Below are 22,941 nucleotides of genomic sequence, written 5' to 3'. Positions count from 1 at the left end.
GCACCCCCCGGACGTGAGCCCACCCCCGGTTCGCGGGGTTTTAGCGTCTCCGCGGAGTATCGGCGTCCATGACCGACCCGGCCGACCTCACCGTGACCATCGTCGACGGGTACGTCGACGAGCCGGCGCACTTCGGCGTGCCGCCGTACGTCTCGACGTACCCCCGATACACGGCCGGCGCGCTCGTGGACGCGGGCGTTCCCGAGTCCGCGATCACCTACCACACCATCGACGAACTCCGTGAGGACCGCAACAAGTGGGCCGACGTGCAGCGGGCGGACCTGTTCGTCTACGTCGGCGGCATGACCGTCCCCGGCAAGTACGTCGGCGGCACGCCGGCGGAGCCGGACGAGGTCCGCGAGCTCGCGTGGACCGCCGAGGGCGAGACGCTGCTCGGGGGGCCCGTCCGCTTCGGCGTCGGCGAGGAGAACGCCGGCGCACAGGAGATGGAGCGCGACGACCTCGACTACGACTTCGTGGCGAAGGGCGACGTCGAGGCGGCCGCCTTCGACCTCGTCGACTCCGGACTGGAGGGGTTCAACAACCGCATGCGTGACAACGCGGAGGTGGACCGGTGGGCCGCGGCGGGCGCGTTCGTCGTCGAGCAGCACCCCAACCACCCCGACTACCTGATCGCGGAACTGGAGACCTCCCGCGGCTGTGCCTACCGCTGTTCGTTCTGTACCGAACCGCTGTACGGCAACCCGGCGTTCCGCGAGGCGCGCTCGGTCGTCGACGAGGTCGACGCGCTCTCGAACCGCGGCGTGAGCCACTTCCGGCTCGGCCGGCAGGCGGACATCCTCGCGTTCGGCGGCGACGGCGAGGCCCCCAATCCGGACGCCCTGCGCGACCTCTACGGCGGCATCCGCGAGGTGGCGCCCGACCTCGACACGCTCCACCTCGACAACATGAACCCCGTGACGATCACGGACTACCCCGAGAAGTCGCGTGAGGCTATCCGGGTCATCGCCGAGCACAACACGCCCGGCGACACGGCCGCGTTCGGGCTGGAGTCCGCGGACCCCGTGGTGCGGGAGAAGAACAACCTGCTCGTCTCCGCGGAGGAGTGTCTGGAGGCGGTCCGCGTCGTCAACGAGGAGGGCGGCTGGCGCCCCGGCGACACCCCCGAGGCGACGCCCGGGAGCGACGACCGCGTGACCGGCCCCTCCACCGGCCCGGACGCCTCCCCGCGGCTCCCGAAGCTCCTGCCGGGGATCAACCTCGTCCACGGGCTGGAGGGCGAACGCGCGGAGACGTTCGAGCACAACCGCGCGTTCCTCCAGTCGGTGTACGACGAGGGGCTGATGCTCCGCCGGATCAACATCCGGCAGGTGATGGCGTTCGCGGGCACCGAGATGGCCGAGACGGGCGCGGAGATCGCCCGGGACCACAAGCAGCAGTTCCAGGCGTACAAGAAGGAGGTGCGCGAGACCATCGACAACCCGATGCTCCAGCGCGTCGTCCCGCCCGGGACGATCCTCCCGGACGTGCACCTGGAGTACCACCAGGACGGCAAGACGTTCGGCCGCCAGCTCGGCACCTACCCCCTGCTCGTCGCGGTGCCGGGCGAGCGGGAACTCGGCACGACGCTCGACGTGGCGATCACCGACCACGGCTACCGGTCGATCACGGGCGTCCCCTACCCGCTGGACGTGAACGCGGCCTCGATGGACGAGCTGACCGCGATCCCCGGCATCAACCGGAGCAAAGCCGGCGACATCGTCGTCGGCCGCCCGTACGACTCGGTCGCGGCGGTCGACGACGGCGTCGCGGACCTCTCGCTGTTCGCGACCGCCGTGACCGCGGACGCCGGCGAGCCCTCCGTGCCCATCCCCGGCCGTGACGCCTGATCCGCCCGCTTCCGACGGGCCGCCTTCCTCCGACGGGCCGACCCGCGTCCCGCTTCCGGTCGAAACGCGCGCGCCCGGGGGCGAGACGAACGCCTACCTCGTCGGCTCGCTGCTAGTGGACCCGGCGGGAGTCTCCCCGGCGATCGACCCTGCCGCCGTCGACCACGTCGCCGTCACCCACACGCACCCGGACCACGTCGGTGGGGTGGCCCACTACGCCGCGGAGGCCGACGCGACGGTGTGGGCCCACGCGGACCACGCGGAGCGCTTTCTGTCCCGGACCGGCGTCGAACCCGACCGCACCTTCGCGGACGGCGACCGCGTCGGGCCGGCTCGCGTCCTCGAAACGCCCGGCCACGCGCCGGACCACGTCTGCTTCGCGACCGGCGACAGAAATGCCGAAAGCCGGTCCCTCCTCGGCGGCGACCTCATGGTCGCGGACGGCTCCGTCGTCGTCGGCGCGCCGGAGGGCGACCTGCGCGCGTACCTGGAGAGCCTCCGAACTGTGCGCGACGCCGGGTTCGAGGCCATCCATCCGGGTCACGGCCCGACGATCACCGACCCCGCGGCGACCGCGACCCGCCTTATCGAGCACCGGCTGGCGCGCGAGGAGGCGGTGCTCGCGGCCGTCGAGCACGGCGCCGAGACGGTCGAGGCGGTCCTCGACGCCGCCTACGAGAAGGACCTGACCGGCGTCCGCGACCTGGCGCGGGCGACCGTCGCCGCGCACCTGATCAAGCTCGCGGACGAGGGGCGGATTGAGCGGGAGTGGCGCGAGCGCGCGACGGGATAGGCGGCCTCTCGGCCAGTAATCCGCTCGCGGACGGCAAAAGCTCTTTGTGGATCTGCATACGACCGTATGCACATGTCGAAGAGCATCCGCCTCTCCGAGGAGGCGTATGACCGGCTCGCGGCCCACAAACGCGACGACGAGACGTTTTCGGAGGTCGTGCTGCGGTTGGCCGGGGAGCGGTCGCTGTCGGAACTTGCAGGAGTGTTGAGCGACGAGGAGGCGGACGCGCTCCGGGACGCGGTCGACGAGCGCCGCGAGCGACGAGCGGAGGAACTGGAGGAGATGGCGGACCGGATGCGAGGGGGATAGCGTGCTCCTCGACACGTCCTTCCTCATCGACCTGATGGACGGCGACGAGGCCGCAGTCGAGAAAGCACGCGAACTGGAGCGCGATCTCGTCCAGCAACGGCTCTCGTCGATGACGCTGTTCGAGTTGTCCTATGGGATCGCTCGCGCGACGCGATCCGAGTCGGAACGGGAAAAGGTCGAAGCAGTCCTCTCGTCAAAGCCCGTTCACCCGGCCGACACCGCGGTCATGCGGAAGGCCGGCCGGCTCTCCGGCGAGTTGCAAACCGACGGAACTCCCGTCGGCGACGGCGACGTGATCATCGCGGCGACGGCCGAGGTCGTCGACGAACCGGTCCTGACGCGAAACGTCTCGGACTTCGAGCGCCTCGACGTCGCCGTCGAAACGTACTGACCGCGGTCGCCTCCGACGCTGTCGAGCTTCGACCCACGCCCGACTCCGCTCGGCCCGCGACCGCACGCCCCCACCCCGACGTGTGGACTTATCCGACCCGCGGACGTAATTCTCCACATGCCCGAAGAAGTGCTGTTCGAGTCGGAGCACGACATGAGCGGAGCCGAGATCGCCGCATACCTCCGGACGGTCGCGGACAAGCTCGACGGGGGAGAGTCGATCACCCTGACGGCGGGCTCCGAGTCCGTGACGCTGACGCCCCCGGAGCGCCCGATCTTCGAGGTCAAGGCCGAGCGCGAGACCGTGGCGTCTGGCCCGGATGAGTTGAGCGTCGAGTTCGAGTTGGAGTGGGACGAGGGAGTCGAGGGAGAGGCCGGCGGTGCGGACGGAACGCTGGAGATCGAGTGACGGAGAAGTTCTGAGACCGCTGACCGCGGCGTTTCCTATTTCTCGTCCCCGTCCACCAGCCGCGCGCCCGCGGCGTGAGTGTGACAGACCGCCGGGTCGTAGCCGGCGTCCGAGAGGCCGGTGCCGAGCGCGAAGACGGTCCGGCCGAGCATCGCCATCGCGGCCTCGCCGCCCGCCTCCTCGACCGCCTCGACCGCCTCCGCGACCTCGGGAACCAGCAGGCCGGCCTCGCGCGCGAACGTCCGCGAGGCGGCCATGAGCGCCGGCAGGACCGGGGTCCGACGGACCGCCGTCAGCGCGCGCTCGCCCGCCTCCGTCAGCGCGGTCGTGTCGCCCGCGAGCACCTCGGCGGTCGAGAGCTCGCCGAAGGTGACGTACTCGACCCGGGCGCCCGCGGGGACGCCGTCCAGTTCGCCGTAGCCCGGCGCGCCCGGCTCCAGCCTGATGGGGACGCCGCCGCGCGCCTGCGCGACCACGTCGCCGAGGCCCGTGCCCGCCTCCACCTCCGCGACGTGCGCGAGTCTGACCAGCTCGTTCTCCGAGCGCCCGCAGGCGAACGCCTCGTTGGCCGCGAGCGCGGTTCCGAGCGCGGCCGCGCCCGAGACGCCGAAGCCCGAGCCGACCGGGAGGTCCGTGGTCGCTGCGACGCCGACGCTCCGATCCTCCTCGATGCCGAGTTCCGCCAGCACCGTCTCGACCGCCTCGATCTCCGCGGACTCGCCGTTCAGCGTCGTCTCGGAACCCGTCGGGTCGATCCGGACCTCCACGCCGTCGGTCAGCGTCAGGCCCGCGCCGCGCGAGCCCGCGGCGGCCGCGCGCTCGGCCGGGTGGGCGCTGAAGAAGCCCGTGACGTGGCCGGGGACGAACGCGGTCGCGCTCTCGTCGCTCATACCGGGAGGTGACGGACGCGCCGATTAACGGTTGCCATCGCGGACGGCGGACAGAAAAGCGGGGACGGAAAACGCGGACCGCGGTCGCAGTCGGGGAGGCGCCGTCTCAGGGACTCAGCCGCTGCCGGTCCCGCGGGAAGAGCACGGCCTCGCGGATGTTGTCGAGGTCGAGCATCGTCATCACGAGGCGCTCGGCGCCGATGGCCCAGCCGGCGTGGGGCGGCATGCCGTACTTGAACATCTTCGTGTAGTACTCGAACTCGTCGGGGTCGAGCCCCTGCTGCTCGAAGCCGGCGATGAGCTCCTCGTAGCGGTGCTCGCGCTGGCCCCCGGAGACGAGCTCCATGCGCGGGTGCATGAGGTCGAAGCCGGTCGAGAGGGTCTCGTCGTCGTCGTAGTCCTTGATGTAGAACGGCTTCACCTCGCTGGGCCAGTCGGTGATGAAGTAGTGGGAGCCGACCGCCTCGCCGAGCGCGACCTCGCCCTCGGTCGGGAGGTCGTCGCCCCAGACGAGCTGCTCGTCGAGCGCGCCCGTGGCGTTGATCTCCTCGATGGCCTCCTCGTAGGTGAGCCGCGGGAACGCCTCCTCGGGCACGTCGAACTCGCCCTCGAGGCCGAGCGCCTCGAGCTGTTCCTGACAGTTCTCGGCGACCGCCTCGTAGGCCGAGCGCACGACGGACTCGCAGACGTCCATCGCGTCGTGGTGGTCACAGAAGGCGCCCTCGAAGTCGATGGAGGTCGCCTCGTTGAGGTGCCGCGGCGTGTTGTGCTCCTCGGCGCGGAAGATCGGGCCGATCTCGAAGACGCGCTCCAGCCCGGAGCCGGCGGTCAGCTGCTTGAACAGCTGCGGCGACTGGTTCATGAACGCCTCCTCGCCGAAGTAGGTGATCGGGAACAGCTCCGTCCCGCCCTCGGTGCCGGTGGCGACGATCTTCGGCGTGGTGATCTCGGTCGCGTCCGCGTCGCGGAACGCCTCGCGTGCGGCGCGCAGGATCTCCGAGCGGATCTCGAAGACCGCCTTCACCTCGTCTTTCCGCAGGTCGAGGGTGCGGTTGTCGAGCCGCGTCGACAGCTCCGCGTCGACCTTGCCGGAGGGGTCCAGCGGCAGTTCCGTGTCGGCCTCGGCGATGACCTCGACCGACTCGGGCGTGATCTCGACGCCGGTGGGCGCGCGGGGTTCCTCCTCCACGTCGCCGGTCACGGAGACGACCGACTCGCGGGCGACGCCGAGCCCGGTTTCGACGAGCTCGTCGTCCATCTCGTCCTTCTCGAACTTGACCTGGATCTTCCCGTCCGTGTCCCGGAGGATCAGGAACGCGATGCCGCCGAGGTCGCGGACCTCGTGAACCCAGCCGGCGACCGTGACGTGGTCACCCGGCTCGGCGTCCGCGGTGTAGGTGCGGTCTTCGAGTCCTTCCATACCGATCGCTTCCGCGGTCGAGGCTTAAAAGACGTTGATTCCGGACCGTGCGGGATTCAGAACCTTCAGGGGGTTCGCCCGACAACGGCCGCCAATGCGAGACCGATATCGGCCGTGGCTGGCGGCGCTGCTCGCGTTCCTGTTCCCCGGCCTCGGTCACGCGTTCCTCCGGAAGTGGGGCCGCGCCTTCCTGTGGATCGCGACCATCATCGTCGGCGGCGTCCTCCTCCAAGTGCTGTACGGCACCGTCCCCGCGGACCCGAACGTGGGGGTCGTCGAGTACTCCGAGTCGCTGCCCGCGGACGTGGTGCTCCCGATCCTCCTGTTGACCCTGCTGTCGGTGCTCGACGCCTTCCTCGTCGCCCGTCGCCAAAACGCGGAGAAGCGCAGTCGGCGGGCGGCCGCCGCGGTCGCGGAGGCCCGCGCCGGCGACGCACCGGAACGGGACGAAGAACGAACCGGGCGGAGCGAGCGGGGCAACGGCGCGGCCGCGAACCGCGCGGCGCGGCGCGGCGGCGAGTCGAGTTCGGTCCCGCTCGCGGACGCCGTCCCGAGCGGCGGCGAGACGGACGCCCCCGAGACCGTCCAGTGCCCGAACTGCGGCAAGGAGACCGACGCCGAGATCGACTTCTGTCACTGGTGTACCGAGCCGCTGCCGTGGGCCGACGAGGAGTAGCGCGAGGGGTCGGCGATCCTCTCAGTTGTGGATCCTGCTGAACGGGACGGCAGCGTTTAGCTGAAAGTAGGCGCTAAGCCCCCTTCCTCAGCGAGCGCCGACCGAATGGGAGGCGAGAGCAGGGAGGGGATACAGCGCCGAACAGTTCTCATACACGATTCAATGGCAGGCCCACAGGCCCACGCAATCGCAATGTTTTCACAGTAGGGTAGTATAGCATTGGCCGAACCCAATGGAGTACGACCTCGACTCGGGAGCGCACTCGACGTATTCCCTGCACTACCACCTGATACTCACCACGAAATATCGGCGCGGAGTGCTCACCGAGGAGCGAACCCAATTCATTCGCGAGGTCATCAGCGGGTTCACGGAAAACTACGGTGTCGAACTGACGAACCTCGACGGCGAGGACGACCACGTACACATCCTGTTCCGAGCGAAACCAACCACAGACCTCGTAAAGTTCATCAACACGGTCAAAGGCGCGACCGCTCGCCGTATCCGTAACGAGTACGCGGACGAACTGAAAACCGAACTGTGGGGCGACTCGTTCTGGAACGACTCGTACTGCCTCATCTCGACGGGGCAGGTGTCGCTGGATGTGCTGAAACAGTACGTCGAGAACCAACGCGAGTAGAGGGTCATGTACTACACCTACAAGTACCGTCTCATGCCGTCCGACGCCCATTGTGAGGAGTTGGACCGCCACCGAGACATTTGTAGGCAACTCTACAACCACACTCTCTACCGACTCAACGAGTACCAAGACGAACACGGCGAACTGCCGTCCATGACCACGCTACGGTCGGAACTCCCCGAGCTCAAGAAGTGGTGGGACGGCCTCTCCGACGTGTACTCGAAGGTTCTCCAAACCGTCGTTGAACGGTTGTTCGACAACCTCAAAGGACTCTCCGCGCTCAAAGAGAACGGCTACGGCGTCGGTCAGCTCAAGTGGAAGCCGCCACGGGAGTTCCGCAGTTTCACGTACAGCCAGTCTGGCTTCAAGCTCGACAAGAAGGGTGGTCAGACTGTGTTGTCACTCTCGAAACTCGCGGACATACCGATACGGCTCCACCGCTCCATCCCCGACGACGCGAAGCTCAAGCAAGTCACGGTCAAGAAGGAACCGACGGGCGAGTGGTTCGCCACCTTCGGCGTCCAAATGGACCGAGAACCGCCCGAACCGCCTGAGAACCCCGAGAAGTGCGTCGGGATCGACGTGGGAATTTTCAAGTACGCTCACGACACCGACGGCATGGCAGTCGGGTCCCTCGACCTGTCAGACGAACGTGAACGCTTGGAACGCGAGCAACGGAAGCTCTCGCGCAAACAGCACGGGTCGAACAACTACGAGAAGCAACGGCGGCGCGTTGCGGAGTGTCACGCCGACCTCCGACGGAAACGCCGCGACTTCCTCCATAAACTCTCAGCGTATTACGCACGGGAGTACGACCTCGTAGCAGTCGAAGACCTGAACGTGAAGGGGATGATGGAATCGCCGTCGAACAGCCGCAACACGGCGTCTGCTGCGTGGCGGACGTTCCTCTCGTTACTCGAATACAAGTGCGAGCGCGAGGGAACGCACTTCGCCGCGGTCAACCCGAGAGGGACGACCAAGGAGTGCGCGTCCTGCGGTGTCTCGACCGATAAGCCGTTGTGGGTCCGTGAACACTCCTGTCCGGCGTGTGGGTTTGAGGCGGACAGGGACGCGAACGCAGCGTGGAACATTCTTTCTCGCGCCCTAGAAGACGTAGGAGTGGGATGCTCCGAATCAACGCCTGTGGAGACTGCGCTCCCTGTGGACACCGACTCGGTGTCTGCAAAGCGCGTCGTGGAAGCAGGAAGCCCTACCCTCAAGGAGCGAACGGCGTCGGCCGTGAGCGAGTAGGGTAGTTCACAAGGTTCCAGTCGGCTGTCTCTCCGACGCGTTTTTTGTTTCTGTCGCAGATCCTGCTGATCGGGACAGCAACATCTCGAAAGCCCCAGCCGACTGCCCCTTTCAGTCCCACCCCGCACCGCGACCGCCCCGCAACCGCACGGCAGCCTCACGCCTCCCCAGCCTCGGCCGCGGGCCGGCCGCGAACCGCACAGCACCGCAGGCGGCCGGCCCGCGCCCTCCACCGAAAATCGGAGATTTTCGAGCAGCCAGCGTGCAGTAGCGCGCTGGCGACCTCGCGCGGTCGCGGCGACACAGGGTCGCCGCGGCGCGCGCCGACCGCACAGCACCGCACCACCCCGCACAGCACCGCGACCGCACACCACCCATCGCACACAACGGCACCGAAGGAACGAGACGGCGATGCGGAGGGTTCAGAAATCGGCGCCGGCCGCCAGCCCCGGGATCACTCGCGAGGGGTTCTTCGTGAAGACGCGCTGCATCAGGTCCTCGGAGACGTCCAGCGTCAGCACCTCCATCACGCCGACGTTCGGGTGGGCCTCGGGGACGCCGCTCCCGAACAGGATCCGGTCGGGGTGTTCGAGCACGCCCCGCTCGAGGACGTTGCGGTACCGGACGGCCCTGGTGTCGAGGTAGAGCCGGTCGTGGTCGTCGAGCAGGTCGAGCGCCTCGGTCATCAGTCCCTCATCGAGCGGGTAGCCACCGAAGCCGGCCAGCACCACCGGGAAGTCGTACGGGAGCAGGGTGCGTTCGACCATCGACGGGGTGAACCGCTCGCCGCCGTGGACCAGCACCGGCAGGTCCGCGTCCGCGAGCTGTTCGAGCACGTCTTCTCCCGGGACGCCGTCGGCAGCCGGGACGATCGTGAACCCGTGGAACCGGTCGTCGTAGGCGTACTGCTCCACGTCGTCCGGGCGCGTGTGGTGGTCGGCGCGCTCGGTGCGGAGGTTCCTGAGCCGCGCGATCGGGTTATCGCGCGGGTCGACGGGACCGTTGAGCCGCGCGAACGCGAGGAAGGGCCGGTCGACGCTGAGCCGAGCGACGGCGTTGTTCGCTCGGAGATAGCTCTCGCCCGGCGGGCGCTGGCCGGGAGAGACCGCCGCGCGCACCACGCCGGCCTGATGCATCTCGCGCTCCAGGCGTTCGGGCGAGATGTCGCGGCCGTGCGTCTCCACGGACTCCGCGTCGGGATCGAGACGCGCGTGCACGTCCACGATCCGGAACCCGTGTTCCAGCCCGAGCATGGTAGAACCTTTCGTCCGCTCCACATGTGCCTGTCGGTCGACCCGCGGCGCCGCGGGACGCGACCGCGGACGCCGGTCGGAGCGCTGACGGCTCGCGCCGAGTCGCCCCCGGCGTAGTCCGGTGTTTTCCTCCCAATCGCACCGAAACGGATATATAGAACTGCTAGCCTCTAGGGGCACTGAGTATGGCCGCACGCATGCAGCAACCGATGTACGTTCTGTCCGAGGACAGCAGTCGAACGCGCGGACGGGCCGCGCAGGACTCGAACATCCGCGCCGGGCGTGCGGTGGCGAGCGCGGTCCGAACCACGCTCGGTCCCCGCGGGATGGACAAGATGCTCGTCGACACCGCCGGCGAGGTGGTGATCACCAACGACGGCGCGACCATCCTCCGGGAGATGGACATCGAACACCCCGCCGCACAGATGCTCGTCGAGGTGAGCGAGACGCAGGAGGAGACGGTCGGCGACGGCACCACCACCGCCGCGGTGCTCGCCGGCGAACTGCTCGCCCGCGCCGAGGACCTGCTCGACGACGACGTTCACCCGAGCGTCGTCGTGGAAGGGTACCACGAGGCGGCACGGATCGCCGAGGAGGCCATCGACGAGTGCCTGCTCGATGCTGACCTCGACGACGACCTGCTCGCGCAGGTCGCGGAATCCTCGATGACCGGCAAGGGGACCGGCGACGTGACGGCCGCGGCGCTCGCCGACCTGGTCGTCGCGGCCGTCCGCCGCGTCGAGACCGACGACGGCGTCGACCGCGAGGACGTGCGCCTCCACGCGCGGGCCGGCGCCGCGTCCTCGGGCTCCGAACTGGTCGAGGGGATCCTCCTCGACGAGGAGCCGGCGACCGACGACATGCCCCGCGAAGTGACCGACGCGACGGTCGCCGTCCTCGACGCCGCGCTCGAGGTCCGCACCGGCGAGGTCGGCGCCGAGTACGCGATCAGCTCCGTCGACCAGCTCGACGCCGCGATCCGCGCCGAGGACGACGAACTGCGCGGCTACGCGCGGACGCTCGCCGACGCGGGCGTCGACGCGCTCGTCTGCTCGAAGCGGATCGACGACCGCGTCGCGGGCTACCTCGCCGACGCCGGCGTCCTCGCGTTCACGAACGTGAGCAGCGCCGACGCCGGCGCGGTCGCGTCGGTCACGGGCGCGAAGCGGCTCGGCACCCTCGCGGATCTCGACGCCGACGACCTCGGAACGGCCGCGTCCCTCACCGTCGAGCGCCACGGCGAGGACGACCTGACGTTCGTCCGCGGCGGCGATACGGACGGCCCCGTTACCCTGCTGCTCCGCGGCAGCACCGAACACGTCCTCGCCGAACTGGAGCGCGCCACGGAGGACGCCGTCGACGTGGTCGTCGCCGCCCTCACTGGCGGCGTCGTCCCCGGCGCGGGCGCGACGGAGATCGCGATCGCGGACCGCGTCCGGAGCGCGACCGCGGGCGTCGAGGGTCGCAAGCAGCTCGCCATCGAGGCGTTCGCGGACGCGGTCGACGCGCTCCCCCGAACGCTCGCCGAGAACGCGGGTCTCGACCCCATCGACGCGCTCGTCGACCTGCGCGCGGCCCACGAGTCGACCGGTCGCGCCGGGATCGTGAGCGACGGACGCTCCGGCGTCGTCGCCGACCCCGTCGAGTACGGGATCGTCGACCCCGCGGCCGTCAAGCGGGAGGCAGTCGCGTCCGCGACGGACGCGACCGGGCAGATCCTCCGCATCGACGACGTGATCGCCGCGGAGTAGGGCTCACCCGGAGTCGCTCGGTGGCAGGTCTATCGGCCTCCTGGCACCGCAACAGCTCGGGACGACCCATCCGGGCTCGCGGACGGCCACGACCGCGGGATCCTCGTCGCAGTCGGGGTTATACCGACACATGGGTCTGGAGGGACCAGACGGCGCCCCCGCGGCTCCCGATGGCGGTCGGTGGGCAACACTCAATATCGCGGTGTGTGTTCGTTTGCATGGCTTCCGGGGAACGCCCTCGCGGGCGTGGAAGCCACGTCTCGGGTGGTAGGGCACCCGGGACGTTTCCGTACGCCCCGCGCCGACGCGGCTTCCGTCACGAACTGGCGGCGTAATCGCATTTAATTCTACCGAGGGAAGCGAGGATACAGCGCCGCATCAGTGCGCAGCGACGACCGCCCGTCGTTTCGCACACGTTTTGCGTTCCCGGCACCGACGGCGACCATGACCGACCTCTCTGCCGAGACCGTGATCGTCACCGGGGCCAGCCGCGGCCTCGGTGCCTCGATGGCCCGCCGACTGACTCGCGAGGGTGCGAACGTAGTGCTGTCCGCCCGCGACGAGGCGGCGCTCGACGACGTCGCCGCCGACGTCGCGGACGCCCCAGGCGAGACGCTCGTCGCGCCCGCGGACGTGACCGACGAGGCGGCCGTCGAGGCGCTCGTCGACGCGACCGTCGACGCGTTCGGAGCACCCACCGGCCTCGTCAACAACGCCGGCGTCGGCATGCTGAGCCTCCACGACGAACTGCGGGACACCGTGACCGTCGACGCCGACGACTGGCGACTGATCCTCGAGGTGAACCTCACCGGGGCGTTCCTCTGTGCCAAGCACGCGGTCCCGCACATGGTGGCGGCGGGCCGCGGTAACGTGATCAACGTCTCCTCGGGACTCGGCCGCCGCGCGGCCGCGGGCTGGGGCCCCTACGTCGCCTCCAAGTGGGGCCTGGAGGGCTTCTCGCGAACGCTGGCCGACGAGGTGGAAGCGGACGGCGTCAACGTGAACTGTCTGGACCCCGGCGGCCGCGCCGCGACCGGCTTCTGGGACCACCTGCCGGAGGCGGAACGCGACGGCGTGCTCCCGCCGGACGTGATGGACGACGCCATCACGCTGCTGCTCGCACAGGGCCCGGACGGCGTGACCCGCGAGTCCTTGCCCGCCGAGGAGTGGGAAGAGCGGCTCGACGCCTGAGGCGTCGGGCTCAGTCCCGCCGACGGAACGAGGCGACCGTCCCGATGGTGTCGTTGGCGTCGACCGTCTCCGTGGTGACGGTGAAGCCGAGCAGCGCGTCCGCGTCCAGCGCCTCCTCGATGATCGCGCGGAGCGCGTCCGGGTCCGCCCCCGCGGGCAGCACCGCGACGCGCACCCGGTCGCGGTTCTCGCTGGCGGTCACGAGGTCGTAGTCGGTGTGCTCGAAGGCGTCGGTCAGCTTCTCGGAGCGGTCGCTCATGTCTGGCCGTGTGGGCTCCGTGGTAAAAGGCGTCGCGGCCGCGGTCCGGCGACGGACGCCGATCTTGGACGGTGCGGACGGCGACGACGACGCAGCACGGACCGGACGCCGAAGTGGAGATCAGGGCGGACGATCGTCGAACATCGACGCCACCGTCTCGGCGAAATCCGGCGTGTCCAACCCCCCGTCGCCGGCCACCGAAACGAACACGCCCGCCGCCTCGCCGGTCGGGACTCTGAGAACGGAGAACTCCTCGAAGTGGGTCACCTCCGACTGACAGCTGTCCGTCGGAATCGTCACCTCGCTCAGCGAGTGGTCGAAGAGGAACGTCCGCAGCATCTCCTCGAACGCCTCCGTCGAGTAGTCCGATAGTACCGCTTCGTCCGCGAACAGGAACCGCACCGAGTCGCCCTCGCAGCACCCGACCGAGCGGAGCTCGTCGCCGAACGCGTCTCGGGCGCGATCCACGAGCCGCCGCTGGCGGTCCGTCGACGGCTCGCTCACGGACCACTCCACTTTGCGGAGCCGGTCCCGGATCTCCGTCCAGACGCCCTCGCCGTCGTCGGTCAGACCGTAGTACCGGCCGACGCTGCGCCCCTCGGACACCCGGAGTTCAACCACGTCTTCCTCGCGGAGTTCGGACAGCGCTCGGGAGATGTGTGGTCGCGGCTCGTCGACCGCCTCCGCCAGCTGCGTCGGCGTCGCTCGGTCCGTGTCTCCGAGCTCCCGCAGCACGCCGCGGCGATACTTCGAGTTCAGCACGTACGCCGCCGTGTCCGATTCCTGTCCCATTCGTCCGTCCGCCACCCTACCGGACGGAGACTCTTGTACCTGACAGGACGTACCAAGAACGTACCAGTTTATTTTTCCGCGGTCGGGTCCGTACTCGAGGCCAGAATGAGTCAGATCGAGACTGACGAGTCCACCGTCGTGCTGCACGTGGACGACGACCCGCAGTTTTCGGGGCTAGTTCGGACGTACCTGAACAAGCTCGACGAGAGCTTCACCGTGATCACGGAACACGATCCTGCGGAGGCGCTCGACCGGACCCGCGAGGCGACCGTCGACTGCGTCGTGAGCGACTACGATATGCCGGGGATGGACGGATTGGAGTTCCTCGAAGCGGTCCGCGGGGAGTACCCGAACCTCCCGTTCGTGCTCTTCACTGGCAAGGGGAGCGAGGAGATCGCCTCGAAGGCGATCAACGCGGGCGCGAGCTCCTACCTCCAGAAGGGCGGCACGGAGGCGTACGAGCTGCTCGCGAACCGGATCGACACGCTGGTCGGACGGCGCCGATCGGAACATCAGGCCGAGATAGCAAAGGATCGACTACTGACGCTGTACGAGCAGACGGGCGGCTTCTACACGGTCGACGAGGACTGGACGATCACCTACTGGAACGAGGAGATGGAGCGGCGAACCGGCTGTCCGGCGCCGCGAGCGACAGGCGAAGCGCTGTGGGACGTGTTCCCCGAGGCGGAGGGGACGGAGCTGCACTCTCACCTGCGGGGAGCGATGGCGGCCGACGAGGCGGTCGAGTTCGAGACGGAGTTCGAGCCCCGGGGAATGTGGCTCGAAGTGAGCGTCCAGCCCGTCGATGAAGGGCTGTTCATCCACTCGCGCGACGTGACCGACGACAAGGACCGACAACAGGAGATCCAGTACCGCAACGAGCTGTTGGAGTCGTTCGCGAGCACCGTCTCCCACGACCTCAGGAACCCGCTTAGTGTGGCGGAAGGGCGACTCCAGCTGGCGAAGGAGACGGGCGATTTCGAGCACCTCGAAGCCGTCGCCCAGGCGCACAACCGGATGCGCAACCTCATCGACGAGCTCCTCCACGTCGCTCGCGGCGACGAGCTGGACCTCTCGTCGGTCTCGCTCGCGACGGCCGCTCCCGAGGCGTGGGAGACCGTCTCGTCCGAGGGTGCCGAGCTCACGGTCGAGGGTGACGCCGACTTCGAGGCGTACGACAGCCAGCTCAGGCGGCTCTTCGAGAACCTGTTCTGGAACGCGATCGACCACGGCGACGCCGACGAGATCCGCGTCGGTCCCCTCGGCGACGGCTTCTACGTCGAGGACGACGGCACCGGCATCCCGCCCGCGGACCGCGAGGCCGTGTTCGAATCCGGCTTTTCGACCCAGGAGGACAGCCCCGGCTACGGCCTCTCCATCGTCCAAGGAATCGCGGAGATACACGACTGGGAGATCGCCGTGACCGAGGGCGCGGATGGCGGTGCGCGGTTCGAGGCCACGAACGTGGCGTAACGAACGGAACCACCAGAGTCAGCCAACCTGGCTCACACCGACCCACTGAAACTTCCCATCCATCCCCGCCATGACCGCAGAGTAGTCGGCGACCGTGAGCCTGTAGCACGGTGATGTATCCGTCGTCGATGAAACGTGCGCGGTCGACGAGAAGCCATCGCGGCTGGTTCCGAGATACAGCTGCCAGTTCCCGTTACGAACCGTATACCGTGGCTTGTACTCCACGTACGCGAACAATCGTAGGATGTCCGCAGCGAGCTGGTCGCTTGCCGTATAGTAGACGCCCCAGTCGTTCCCGTCGCCCGCAAAGAGCGTATCCAACAGGAGTTCCTGTTGCTCACGCGGGAGCGTGAACACGAACTCCGGAAGCCGTTTCTCGTGACTCGATCCGCCACAGAGCCGAGTCAGCACGCGAGCAAACAGCTTTGAGCTGAAGCTGAACCCGTTTTCACTGACACACACATCGATCTCCATTCGGTCGAAGAGCTCCGCGATTCGCTCACGGTGGGAAGCCGTCTTCTGTGCGATGCCGATCTCCGACGTGTCTCGGTTGGACGAGTGGGTGATGGACCCTTCAGTGATGAACCAGCCGAGGAATTCGAGAAAGTCGTCGCCGTCGAACGTGATCGGCCGCCGCCAGTGGTTCGGCCCGGCGTGAATCGTCACCTCCGCGGCCGTGTCCTCGATCGAAGAGCGATACGTCTCGAAGGTGTCCGGATCGAAGTAGTACCCGACATCACCCCCGTATCGGCTCGGCTCACACCCGTCGGGGAGGCGGGCTCGGAACGTGTGCCCGTGACAGTTCGGTGTGACTCCGACCTCGTACTCCTTTGCCAACTCGGTCATGTCGACTTGTTCAAGCCGGGGGTAGGCTCGCGTTTGCCAGTCGTTGACGAACTTGTACTCCTGTCGCGTTGCGAGCTCACCGGCAGGGTGCGTCCGGATCCGGCTGATCGACTTCGTCTGGTACGGAATGCGGTGGTCCTGTAAGAGCTTCAAGTGGCCGCGCCGCGTCCGGATCTCGACGAGTGAATCGGTGGGTGTGACCGGCTCGACAGCAAGCACCCGTTTCGGCTGCATCACGCTCGTTGCCAAGTTGAGTGCATACACGCGGTCCTCCGGAGTGAGACGGCCGACGCGTCGCGGGCCGGTGGTCGTCAGGATCTCCGTTTCGGCCGCGAAGCCGCCGGCCGCAAGATCCGCAACTGCAGGGCTCTGTCCGGTTTCAATGGGCTGGTTCAACTCTGGCAGTCTGCTACGCTCGGTCATGCGGGGCATTCGCTTCGTTCCCGCAGTTGACATCCTCCCCGCCCTGAAGAGCGAGGATTCCCGAGCATTGGGATATTACGGTTCGCAACCTGCCTGTTCTCTCGGGTGGAACGACCCGGAGGTTTGGTTGAACAGGTAGGCTACTGGCCGTGCCAAACGACCGTTACTCATATCCCCAGTTGGGGGATTCTGAGTTATCTTTCTGCGAATGTTCACCGCGCCGTTCACGTCCGCGTTCATCGTCGCACCGCACAACTCACAAACGTACAGACCACGCTCCACGCGATTCGAATCCCGCTTCCGACCACAGCACGAACACGTCTTCGACGTGTCTCGCTCGCTTGTGCGGTCAACGAGGATGCCGTGCTCTTCGGCCTTGTATTCGAGTAACGTGGTGAAGCGGTCGAACTCCCAGCCGTGGAGTTTCTTGTTCCCACATCGACCCCAGTTCCGCGAGCTACCGTTCTCGTCTTCACGAATCTCGCGTAAGTCACCGATGGCGATGTGACCAACTTCGTGGTCGATGCACTGCTCTACGACGTGTTTGGCGAGCGCGTGTAGGAAGTGGTCTTTCCGACGCGAGAGTTTCTGTCGGGCGCGAAGCGCACGGCGTGACGGGCCGTTCTCGCCTTCAGTGTCGTACTCGTCACGAGTGAAGTAGTGCTTGTCCTCTTTTAGCACGTTCCCCGGATACAACTCTGCGTCACCGTCGTCGTAGGCTATGGCGAGATAGTTTTTGATGCCGAGATCAATGCCCGCCGTATTGTCGCCCGGTGCGTCTTCGACGGGGATCTCCTTCTTGCAGACGAGGTGGAGTTCCCAACGGTCGCCGTTCCACACGGCCTGAACCTGCTGGATGTTCTCCACGGTCACGTCTGGTCGCGTCTCGTACTCACAGAGGATGAAGTCCGAGCGATGGTTTTTCAGGTTGAAGCCCTTGCTCAGACGAAGTCGGGTGTGCTTGGAGTCGTGCTTGATGCCGTTCTGCTTCCACGTCACGGTGGAGCGCGGGTGCTCGTCGCCGTGTTTGCGGTAGCCGGGTGGGTTGGCGTTCTCGTCTCCTCGTTGGCGTGCTTTGTACCAACTGGTGAACGACTCAGCAAGCTCTTCGAGAACTCGCTGACTTGACTGAGAATGGAGGTCACTGTATCGTTCGTGTTCCTTGAGTTCGGATTTGAGTTCGCCGTCGTCGGGGATCTCCCCGTCTTCATCCCATCGGCCTTGCGTGTAGTATCGGGCGACGTTCCACAGTTTCGACGCGGAGAACCCGCACTGATCGAGGTCGTCATTTACTTGTGAGTGATTGACGATTTTCGCTCGATAGGTGCGGGTCGTCTCCAGCATCGGCCTACGTCTATAACCTATTATGGAAAATTGCATATTAAAAATAACGGCTGGGTATGGAATATCCAGCAATGCCATCGAGCGCGGTCCGTGGAAGCGTTTTCGGCTGTATCCCCGCCCTGAAGCGGGGCTTTAGCCTTGTAACTTCGATAACCCTGCGTGCGTGCTCACGATTCATACCCGGGTGGATGGTTCTGGGGTACCAAATCGGGCGTCTCAACCCCCTCTCGTTTCGGGTCCAGGCGTTCATAATCGGGTTTGGTCTCCGGGAGGTCTCTGTCTCACAAAGCGCAACGGGGAGTATGACCGGTGGTGGCGCAGGGTTCGGGACGGGGACCTACGCGGATCGGGGGCAGCTGACTGCGGTCGCGGTCCGCGGTCGGGGAGATGAGGAGGCGACCGCGAACAGGGGAGAGGGGCCGTTCGCGGCCGCGGACAGCCACGATCGCTGTCGCGATCGCGGTCGGCTCGCGGCCGGGCCGCGGCCGTCTCACCACCCACGAACGAGTCGGTGTGACGGGCCGACCGCGGTCCGGGTAGACCAGCCGAATCTTCATAATCGGCTTTCGTCGGGCGATTTTTCGATCTGTCGGTCGCAACTCCCTGCGACATCCTCGACCAGCGAGTCGTCTCGCACGCTCCACTCCCACGAAGCCGACGCGAACAGCCCGCATCGCGGCCGGTTTGTGACCACCCCCACAGCCGGCCGCGGCCGCATGCACAGCACCCCTGGCGTCTTCATACTCACCCTCGATCGGAGCGTCACCCAGTCCTCCCGGGCAAAAACCCCGAGTATGAACACGCCCGTTTCCACGCTGGGAGACCCCTCCCCGTCGCGTGCTCCGGTTCACGACCTGGAAGCGAGGGATGAACCTGCTCCGGCCGACAGGCGACCAGTCCGTGTCTCTGCCCGCCCGCTCAGTCCGCGGGTTCTTCATCATCCACCCGGTCGCGGAGCCACGTCACCGGGAACATCGCGGTGAGCCCCGGCGTGTCGATCCGGAACTGCTGCGGGGGCGTCGTCGACGCGTACGTCTTCTCGACGCGTGGATCCTCATCCAGCGGGTCGTTCAGCGCGGTCAGCACCTCGTGGCCATCGCTCTGGCTCATCACCACCCAGATCGCCTCCGCGGGGTCACAGCTCGCGAGTTTGTCGAAGTCCTCGGGGACCGCCCGACGCAGGTCGTGATTGACGCGCTCCACCTCGACCACGACCTCGAACTCCCCATGCTCGTCCACCCCGGCAACGTCCAAGCGTCGGTTCCCGTCGAGGTCGTAGTAGGGGATCACCTCGGCCACGTCGCTCTCGGGGTCCTCGACATAGTCCGCCTCGAGGTAGCGTCGCGCCACCTCGACGGCAAAGACGTGCTGGCTCGTCTCCTCGAGGTCGCCCTGGCCATGGCCGTAGTCGACGCCCTCGCGATAGTGTTCGCCGATCGCCTTGCGGCCGTCAGGCGTGACGGTGTACAGCCGGTGGGGGTGGTCCGTATCCCGCGTCAACACGCCCGCCTCACAGAGGTCGTCGACGGCTGCGCTCTCGATGCCGACGTACTCCTGTAACCGGATCATCGAGTCGTGCAGCAGGTCGTACGCGGGCGGCTCGTACCGCAGCTGCTGGGCGTTGTACACCGCCTGCAGGAACAGGAGCTGCGTCGTCGAGAACTCGCTATCGCGACACTCCGCGGGCGTCAGCTTCAGGTTGAGGTCGCAGATGGGGATGTCCGCGGGGTCGACCGCGTCCAGATCGCCACAGCAGTTCGTCGCCCGGCGAACGCCCTCGATCGACGGGTCGTACCGCGCATCACACTCCCGACAGCGACAGGCGTGGATCTCGGCATCATACTCGACGGTGGGCGGAAGCCGGGTGGTGTGCGGGAGCGCGGAGTCGACACGGACCGTTTCGGGATCCGGTGCGTCCGACGCCTCCTCCTGGTCCTCCGCGTCGACCGTTGACGGCGACGCCAGCTGCAGCCCACATTCCGCGAGGACGCGGTCGCGCAGCCGGTCGCGAGCCGCCTCGAAGGTGGCGTGGCCGTCGGGCGCGAGCGGGCGTGACTCGGTCGGGTCCGTGGGTGGCGGCGACGGTGAGCCGACGAGGAACGGCCGTGGCGGCGTCTCGCCGAAGCCGGCCGGGAGCGAGACGACCCACTCGCCGCGCTGGAGCGCGCGGAGCCGCGTGGCGACGCGGTCGGCATCCATCTCGTCGGTCGCCAGTCGCTCCGCGAGCCCCCTGTCCGACGGCACCGGCCCGGTGATGATCGACCCGACGTTGTTTAGCACCTCCTCGTACGCGCCCTCGTCGCGACTCCGCAGCTGTGCCGGATACTGCATCGCAAGCGTCACCGAACAGCCGAACCCGCGCGCTTGCGCCAGCAGCTCGCTGAGCACGTCCGAGACGGCGATGCTGGCGGCCTCCTCCAAGTAGAGATTGACGAGTGGCTGGTCCCCCTCTTCGCGGGCGGCGCGCCGTTTGAGCGCGGTCCAGAGGTTCGACAGCAGCACGACCGCGAGCGTGCGCTGCGCCTCGCTGCGGAGGCGGCCGGTGTCGATCACGATCACCACGTCCTCGTTGAGGTAGTCGGCCAGGTCGAACTGTGGGTCGTCCTCCGCGGGCACGTGGTTGAACACGCGGGCGAGTCGGCGGTCGACGGGCACCTTTTCGAGCCGGTTGGCGACCCCCTGCATCAGCTCGTCGAAGGTTCGTTTGCGGTTGGCGACGACGCCCGCGAGCATCCGCTCGAGGTCCGGATCCGACACTGCGGGTGCGGACTGGCGTTCGTGCATCCGTCGCGCCGCTCCATGGAGCGCGCGATGCGAGAACGCGTCCTCCCCGTGGACGGGGTCGAACAGCGCCTTTACCAGATAGCGGATGATGTCCGGCGACCGGACCGCCTGCTCGAACCGATCCCGTCCCATGATCTGGGTAAGCACCTCGAGGTAGTGGTCGACGATGTCCTCGACGGCCGTCTCCCGAGCGACGCCGTCCGCGACCGCCTCCCGGATATCGAAAAAGGAGAACGCCGGGAGCACGTCCGCGCAGTCGAAGTAGATCACGTTCTCGAGCGTACCGTACTCGGCGTAGTGAGCGCGGAGATAGTCGGTCGCCATGCCGTCACCCTTGGGGTCGACGAGGATGTCCGCGCCGTCGGTCACCGCGTGATTCTGCAGGATGGCGTTCGTTAGCGCCGTCGACTTTCCCGCTCCCGTGGCTCCGAACCAGGCGACGTGGAGCGGCTGGAGTGACGGCGGAATGGCGATGGTGTCGTCGTCACGCGCCCCGTCCTGGTCGAGCGGGTGGCCGACTGTGAGGCCCGGTGCGCGATAGCGCTGCAGGCGTGCGTCGGGTGGGCGCTGGATCGTCGTCCGCTCGCCGGGCGTCGTGTCGATCCCGCGGTCGCCCGCGGCCGTGAGCGCGGTGCCGTCGAGCAGGCAGAACGACGGCGCTTCGGCGGCGTCCGCGATAATCGCCCGGCTGCGGTTGGCCGTCCACGGGAGCTTCCCGCGCCAGTCGTCGTACGTCGGCGGGTGGACCGTTCGGTTCTCGATCGCCTCGCGGACGGCGCGGGCGTCGTGCCCGGTTTTTCGGCGTCCGCGGACGCTGTACCAGGTGTGGCTCACGGGTTCGAACGCGCTCTCCAGGTCCGCGATCGCGGCGTCCGCGTCGGAGCCAACGGCGACGACGCGCGCGTTCACGACGAACGAGCGCCGAGCATCTTTCGCGGCGAGTTCGTCGTAGCGCTCGCCGGGTTCGATCTCCTCGTCCGTGGGCCCGATCCAGTCGTCGACAAATCGCTGCGCAGGCGTGTCGCGGCCGCGTTCGAGTCGGTGACGACGGTCGGCTGCGGCCGCACTCCAGTCACGATAGGGACGGCAGACGGCCTGATACGCCATCGGCGTCGTCGCCGTCGCGAGTCGCTCGGCGATCGCCGCGAGCGGGAGTCGCGTCTCTCGATCCTCCGTGAACTCGGAGAGGGGGGTGAGCTGCGTCTGCCAGTCCTCGCGCCGCTCGACGTCGCCGTAGTACTCGACGGCCGCATGTGGGAGCGTCGCGTCGTTGGGCTCGTCGTTCCCTGTCGGGTCCGCGGTCCCCGTCGGAAGGACGTCAGCAGGGTCGGTCTCGGCTTCCTCGACCGTGTAGTCGTTCGGCAGGAGGGTTCGGAGCACGCGCTCGACCGCATCTCGCTTCTCGGGTGGGTCGATACTCACGTACGCGGAGAGGCCATCGTCGCTTGCACCCGAGGTTGTGAGGGTGAACGCGACGACGGAATGGGCGTGCGCACCGAACAGTCGGTCCCGTAGGCCGCTCGTGTCAGCGGTGAGTAGTCGCTGGAGACGCCGAAACTGTGCTACGACCGTGTCCGGATCGAGTGCGGTCGTCGTCGGCTGGAGCTGGAGGGTACCCATGTTCGCAGTCGCTTCGTGGTCCGGCATGTCTACGTGCGGGATACATTTCTCTGAATGGTCCTAAATTCAACGCCCGAGTCGGGTGGACGACCCTTCACTGAACGGTCGCCTCGGGGGGATTGTGGGTCCTCCAGCGGGTGGAGGACAAATTCGTGCGATTCATCGGATGGCTACTCGCCGATGTCCAGCAGCAACAGTCCCAGACAACCGCGTGGGGATCCTGTATCCATGCGGCCCCGGACCGAACGGTGTCGGTCGATACTGGCGACCGGATCGAAGCCTGCGAGCGCTGTGGGCGGATCCTCTCGCGGACGCCCGTGGACGAGACGTAGTCCCAACCGTGGACGCGGTCATCGGGTCCAGCTGGCCGGAATCACTCAAGCCGATCGGGCGGTCGTGCGTCGAGCGGTTCACCACGGTGGCGCTGTCGAGGTGCGCTTCACTAGGCCTCATACACGGTCGTTCGAAACCGAGTGAACGGCACTACTCGTGCCCGATGACCGCCCGCGAGCGATCATTCAGACGCACGGTCGTTGCAAGGCTGTCACCACGCGCGCCCGGGGCCAACTCTACAGAAGGT

General features: G+C 67.5%; 19 protein-coding genes. 11 read left to right on the top strand and 8 right to left on the bottom strand.

Annotated features, from left to right (window positions below):
* Window positions 1–68 precede the first annotated feature (68 nt).
* From ACQE3L_RS03165 to ACQE3L_RS03145, 5 genes are all read left to right on the top strand, one after another.
* The gene (locus ACQE3L_RS03165; RefSeq protein WP_426962334.1) at window positions 69–1,850 is read left to right on the top strand and encodes a radical SAM protein; all 1,782 of its coding nucleotides are present in this window, start codon (window positions 69–71) and stop codon (window positions 1,848–1,850) included.
* On the top strand, window positions 1,840–2,643 hold the full coding sequence (locus tag ACQE3L_RS03160; RefSeq protein WP_426962333.1) for an MBL fold metallo-hydrolase: 804 nt from the start codon (window positions 1,840–1,842) through the stop codon (window positions 2,641–2,643). Before ACQE3L_RS03165 ends, ACQE3L_RS03160 begins: the two co-directional genes overlap by 11 nt.
* A gap of 72 nt (window positions 2,644–2,715) precedes the next feature.
* Window positions 2,716–2,952, top strand: coding sequence for an antitoxin VapB family protein (locus ACQE3L_RS03155; protein ID WP_426962332.1), 237 nt, complete (start codon window positions 2,716–2,718; stop codon window positions 2,950–2,952).
* Window position 2,953: 1 nt separating this feature from the next.
* The gene (locus ACQE3L_RS03150; RefSeq protein ID WP_426962331.1) at window positions 2,954–3,343 is read left to right on the top strand and encodes a type II toxin-antitoxin system VapC family toxin; all 390 of its coding nucleotides are present in this window, start codon (window positions 2,954–2,956) and stop codon (window positions 3,341–3,343) included.
* Between the two features lie 117 nt (window positions 3,344–3,460).
* Window positions 3,461–3,751: an amphi-Trp domain-containing protein gene (locus ACQE3L_RS03145; RefSeq protein ID WP_426962330.1), complete on the top strand. Its 291-nt coding sequence runs from the start codon at window positions 3,461–3,463 to the stop codon at window positions 3,749–3,751.
* A 35-nt stretch (window positions 3,752–3,786) separates the two neighbouring features.
* On the opposite strand, the gene ACQE3L_RS03140 is transcribed toward ACQE3L_RS03145, so the two are convergent.
* Both ACQE3L_RS03140 and aspS read right to left on the bottom strand, forming a co-directional pair.
* Window positions 3,787–4,641 (bottom strand): pantoate kinase, encoded by an 855-nt coding sequence (locus tag ACQE3L_RS03140; protein ID WP_426962329.1) that lies wholly within the window; start codon window positions 4,639–4,641, stop codon window positions 3,787–3,789.
* 106 nt (window positions 4,642–4,747) lie between these two features.
* Entirely contained in the window at window positions 4,748–6,061 is a 1,314-nt protein-coding gene (aspS, locus tag ACQE3L_RS03135) for an aspartate--tRNA(Asn) ligase (RefSeq protein ID WP_426962328.1), read from the bottom strand.
* Window positions 6,062–6,155: 94 nt separating this feature from the next.
* Here aspS and ACQE3L_RS03130 point away from each other — a divergent pair, with 94 nt between their 5' ends.
* The 3 genes from ACQE3L_RS03130 (at window position 6,156) to ACQE3L_RS03120 (ending at window position 8,625) form a co-directional block, all read left to right on the top strand.
* The gene (locus tag ACQE3L_RS03130) at window positions 6,156–6,737 is read left to right on the top strand and encodes a TM2 domain-containing protein (RefSeq protein WP_058365537.1); all 582 of its coding nucleotides are present in this window, start codon (window positions 6,156–6,158) and stop codon (window positions 6,735–6,737) included.
* 232 nt (window positions 6,738–6,969) lie between these two features.
* Window positions 6,970–7,374: an IS200/IS605 family transposase gene (gene tnpA, locus ACQE3L_RS03125; RefSeq protein WP_058365538.1), complete on the top strand. Its 405-nt coding sequence runs from the start codon at window positions 6,970–6,972 to the stop codon at window positions 7,372–7,374.
* A gap of 6 nt (window positions 7,375–7,380) precedes the next feature.
* Entirely contained in the window at window positions 7,381–8,625 is a 1,245-nt protein-coding gene (locus tag ACQE3L_RS03120) for an RNA-guided endonuclease InsQ/TnpB family protein (protein WP_058365539.1), read from the top strand.
* A 422-nt stretch (window positions 8,626–9,047) separates the two neighbouring features.
* Here ACQE3L_RS03120 and ACQE3L_RS03115 read toward each other — a convergent pair whose 3' ends face one another.
* Window positions 9,048–9,878 (bottom strand): amidohydrolase family protein, encoded by an 831-nt coding sequence (locus ACQE3L_RS03115; RefSeq protein WP_426962327.1) that lies wholly within the window; start codon window positions 9,876–9,878, stop codon window positions 9,048–9,050.
* A gap of 197 nt (window positions 9,879–10,075) precedes the next feature.
* Here ACQE3L_RS03115 and thsA point away from each other — a divergent pair, with 197 nt between their 5' ends.
* Window positions 10,076–11,629 (top strand): thermosome subunit alpha, encoded by a 1,554-nt coding sequence (gene thsA, locus ACQE3L_RS03110; RefSeq protein ID WP_426962415.1) that lies wholly within the window; start codon window positions 10,076–10,078, stop codon window positions 11,627–11,629.
* 444 nt (window positions 11,630–12,073) lie between these two features.
* The gene (locus ACQE3L_RS03105; protein WP_426962326.1) at window positions 12,074–12,820 is read left to right on the top strand and encodes an SDR family NAD(P)-dependent oxidoreductase; all 747 of its coding nucleotides are present in this window, start codon (window positions 12,074–12,076) and stop codon (window positions 12,818–12,820) included.
* Between the two features lie 10 nt (window positions 12,821–12,830).
* Here ACQE3L_RS03105 and ACQE3L_RS03100 read toward each other — a convergent pair whose 3' ends face one another.
* Window positions 12,831–13,079 carry a hypothetical protein gene (locus ACQE3L_RS03100; protein ID WP_426962325.1) on the bottom strand — a complete coding sequence of 83 codons (249 nt, stop codon included), beginning with the start codon at window positions 13,077–13,079 and terminating at the stop codon, window positions 12,831–12,833.
* Window positions 13,080–13,199: 120 nt separating this feature from the next.
* Window positions 13,200–13,871: a winged helix-turn-helix domain-containing protein gene (locus ACQE3L_RS03095; protein WP_426962324.1), complete on the bottom strand. Its 672-nt coding sequence runs from the start codon at window positions 13,869–13,871 to the stop codon at window positions 13,200–13,202.
* Between the two features lie 105 nt (window positions 13,872–13,976).
* Here ACQE3L_RS03095 and ACQE3L_RS03090 point away from each other — a divergent pair, with 105 nt between their 5' ends.
* Window positions 13,977–15,344 (top strand): response regulator, encoded by a 1,368-nt coding sequence (locus ACQE3L_RS03090; protein ID WP_426962323.1) that lies wholly within the window; start codon window positions 13,977–13,979, stop codon window positions 15,342–15,344.
* 18 nt (window positions 15,345–15,362) lie between these two features.
* Here ACQE3L_RS03090 and ACQE3L_RS03085 read toward each other — a convergent pair whose 3' ends face one another.
* From ACQE3L_RS03085 to ACQE3L_RS03075, 3 genes are all read right to left on the bottom strand, one after another.
* A complete protein-coding gene (locus tag ACQE3L_RS03085) occupies window positions 15,363–16,613 on the bottom strand; it encodes a hypothetical protein (RefSeq protein WP_426962322.1) in 1,251 nt (416 codons plus the stop codon).
* A 75-nt stretch (window positions 16,614–16,688) separates the two neighbouring features.
* Window positions 16,689–17,957, bottom strand: coding sequence for an RNA-guided endonuclease InsQ/TnpB family protein (locus tag ACQE3L_RS03080; protein ID WP_426962321.1), 1,269 nt, complete (start codon window positions 17,955–17,957; stop codon window positions 16,689–16,691).
* Window positions 17,958–18,875: 918 nt separating this feature from the next.
* On the bottom strand, window positions 18,876–22,361 hold the full coding sequence (locus ACQE3L_RS03075; protein ID WP_426962320.1) for a type IV secretory system conjugative DNA transfer family protein: 3,486 nt from the start codon (window positions 22,359–22,361) through the stop codon (window positions 18,876–18,878).
* Window positions 22,362–22,941 lie beyond the last annotated feature (580 nt).

This window comes from Haloparvum alkalitolerans (assembly GCF_050122995.1).
Taxonomy (GTDB): Archaea; Halobacteriota; Halobacteria; order Halobacteriales; family Haloferacaceae; genus Haloparvum; species Haloparvum alkalitolerans.
This window is presented reverse-complemented; position numbering and strand designations above follow the sequence as displayed.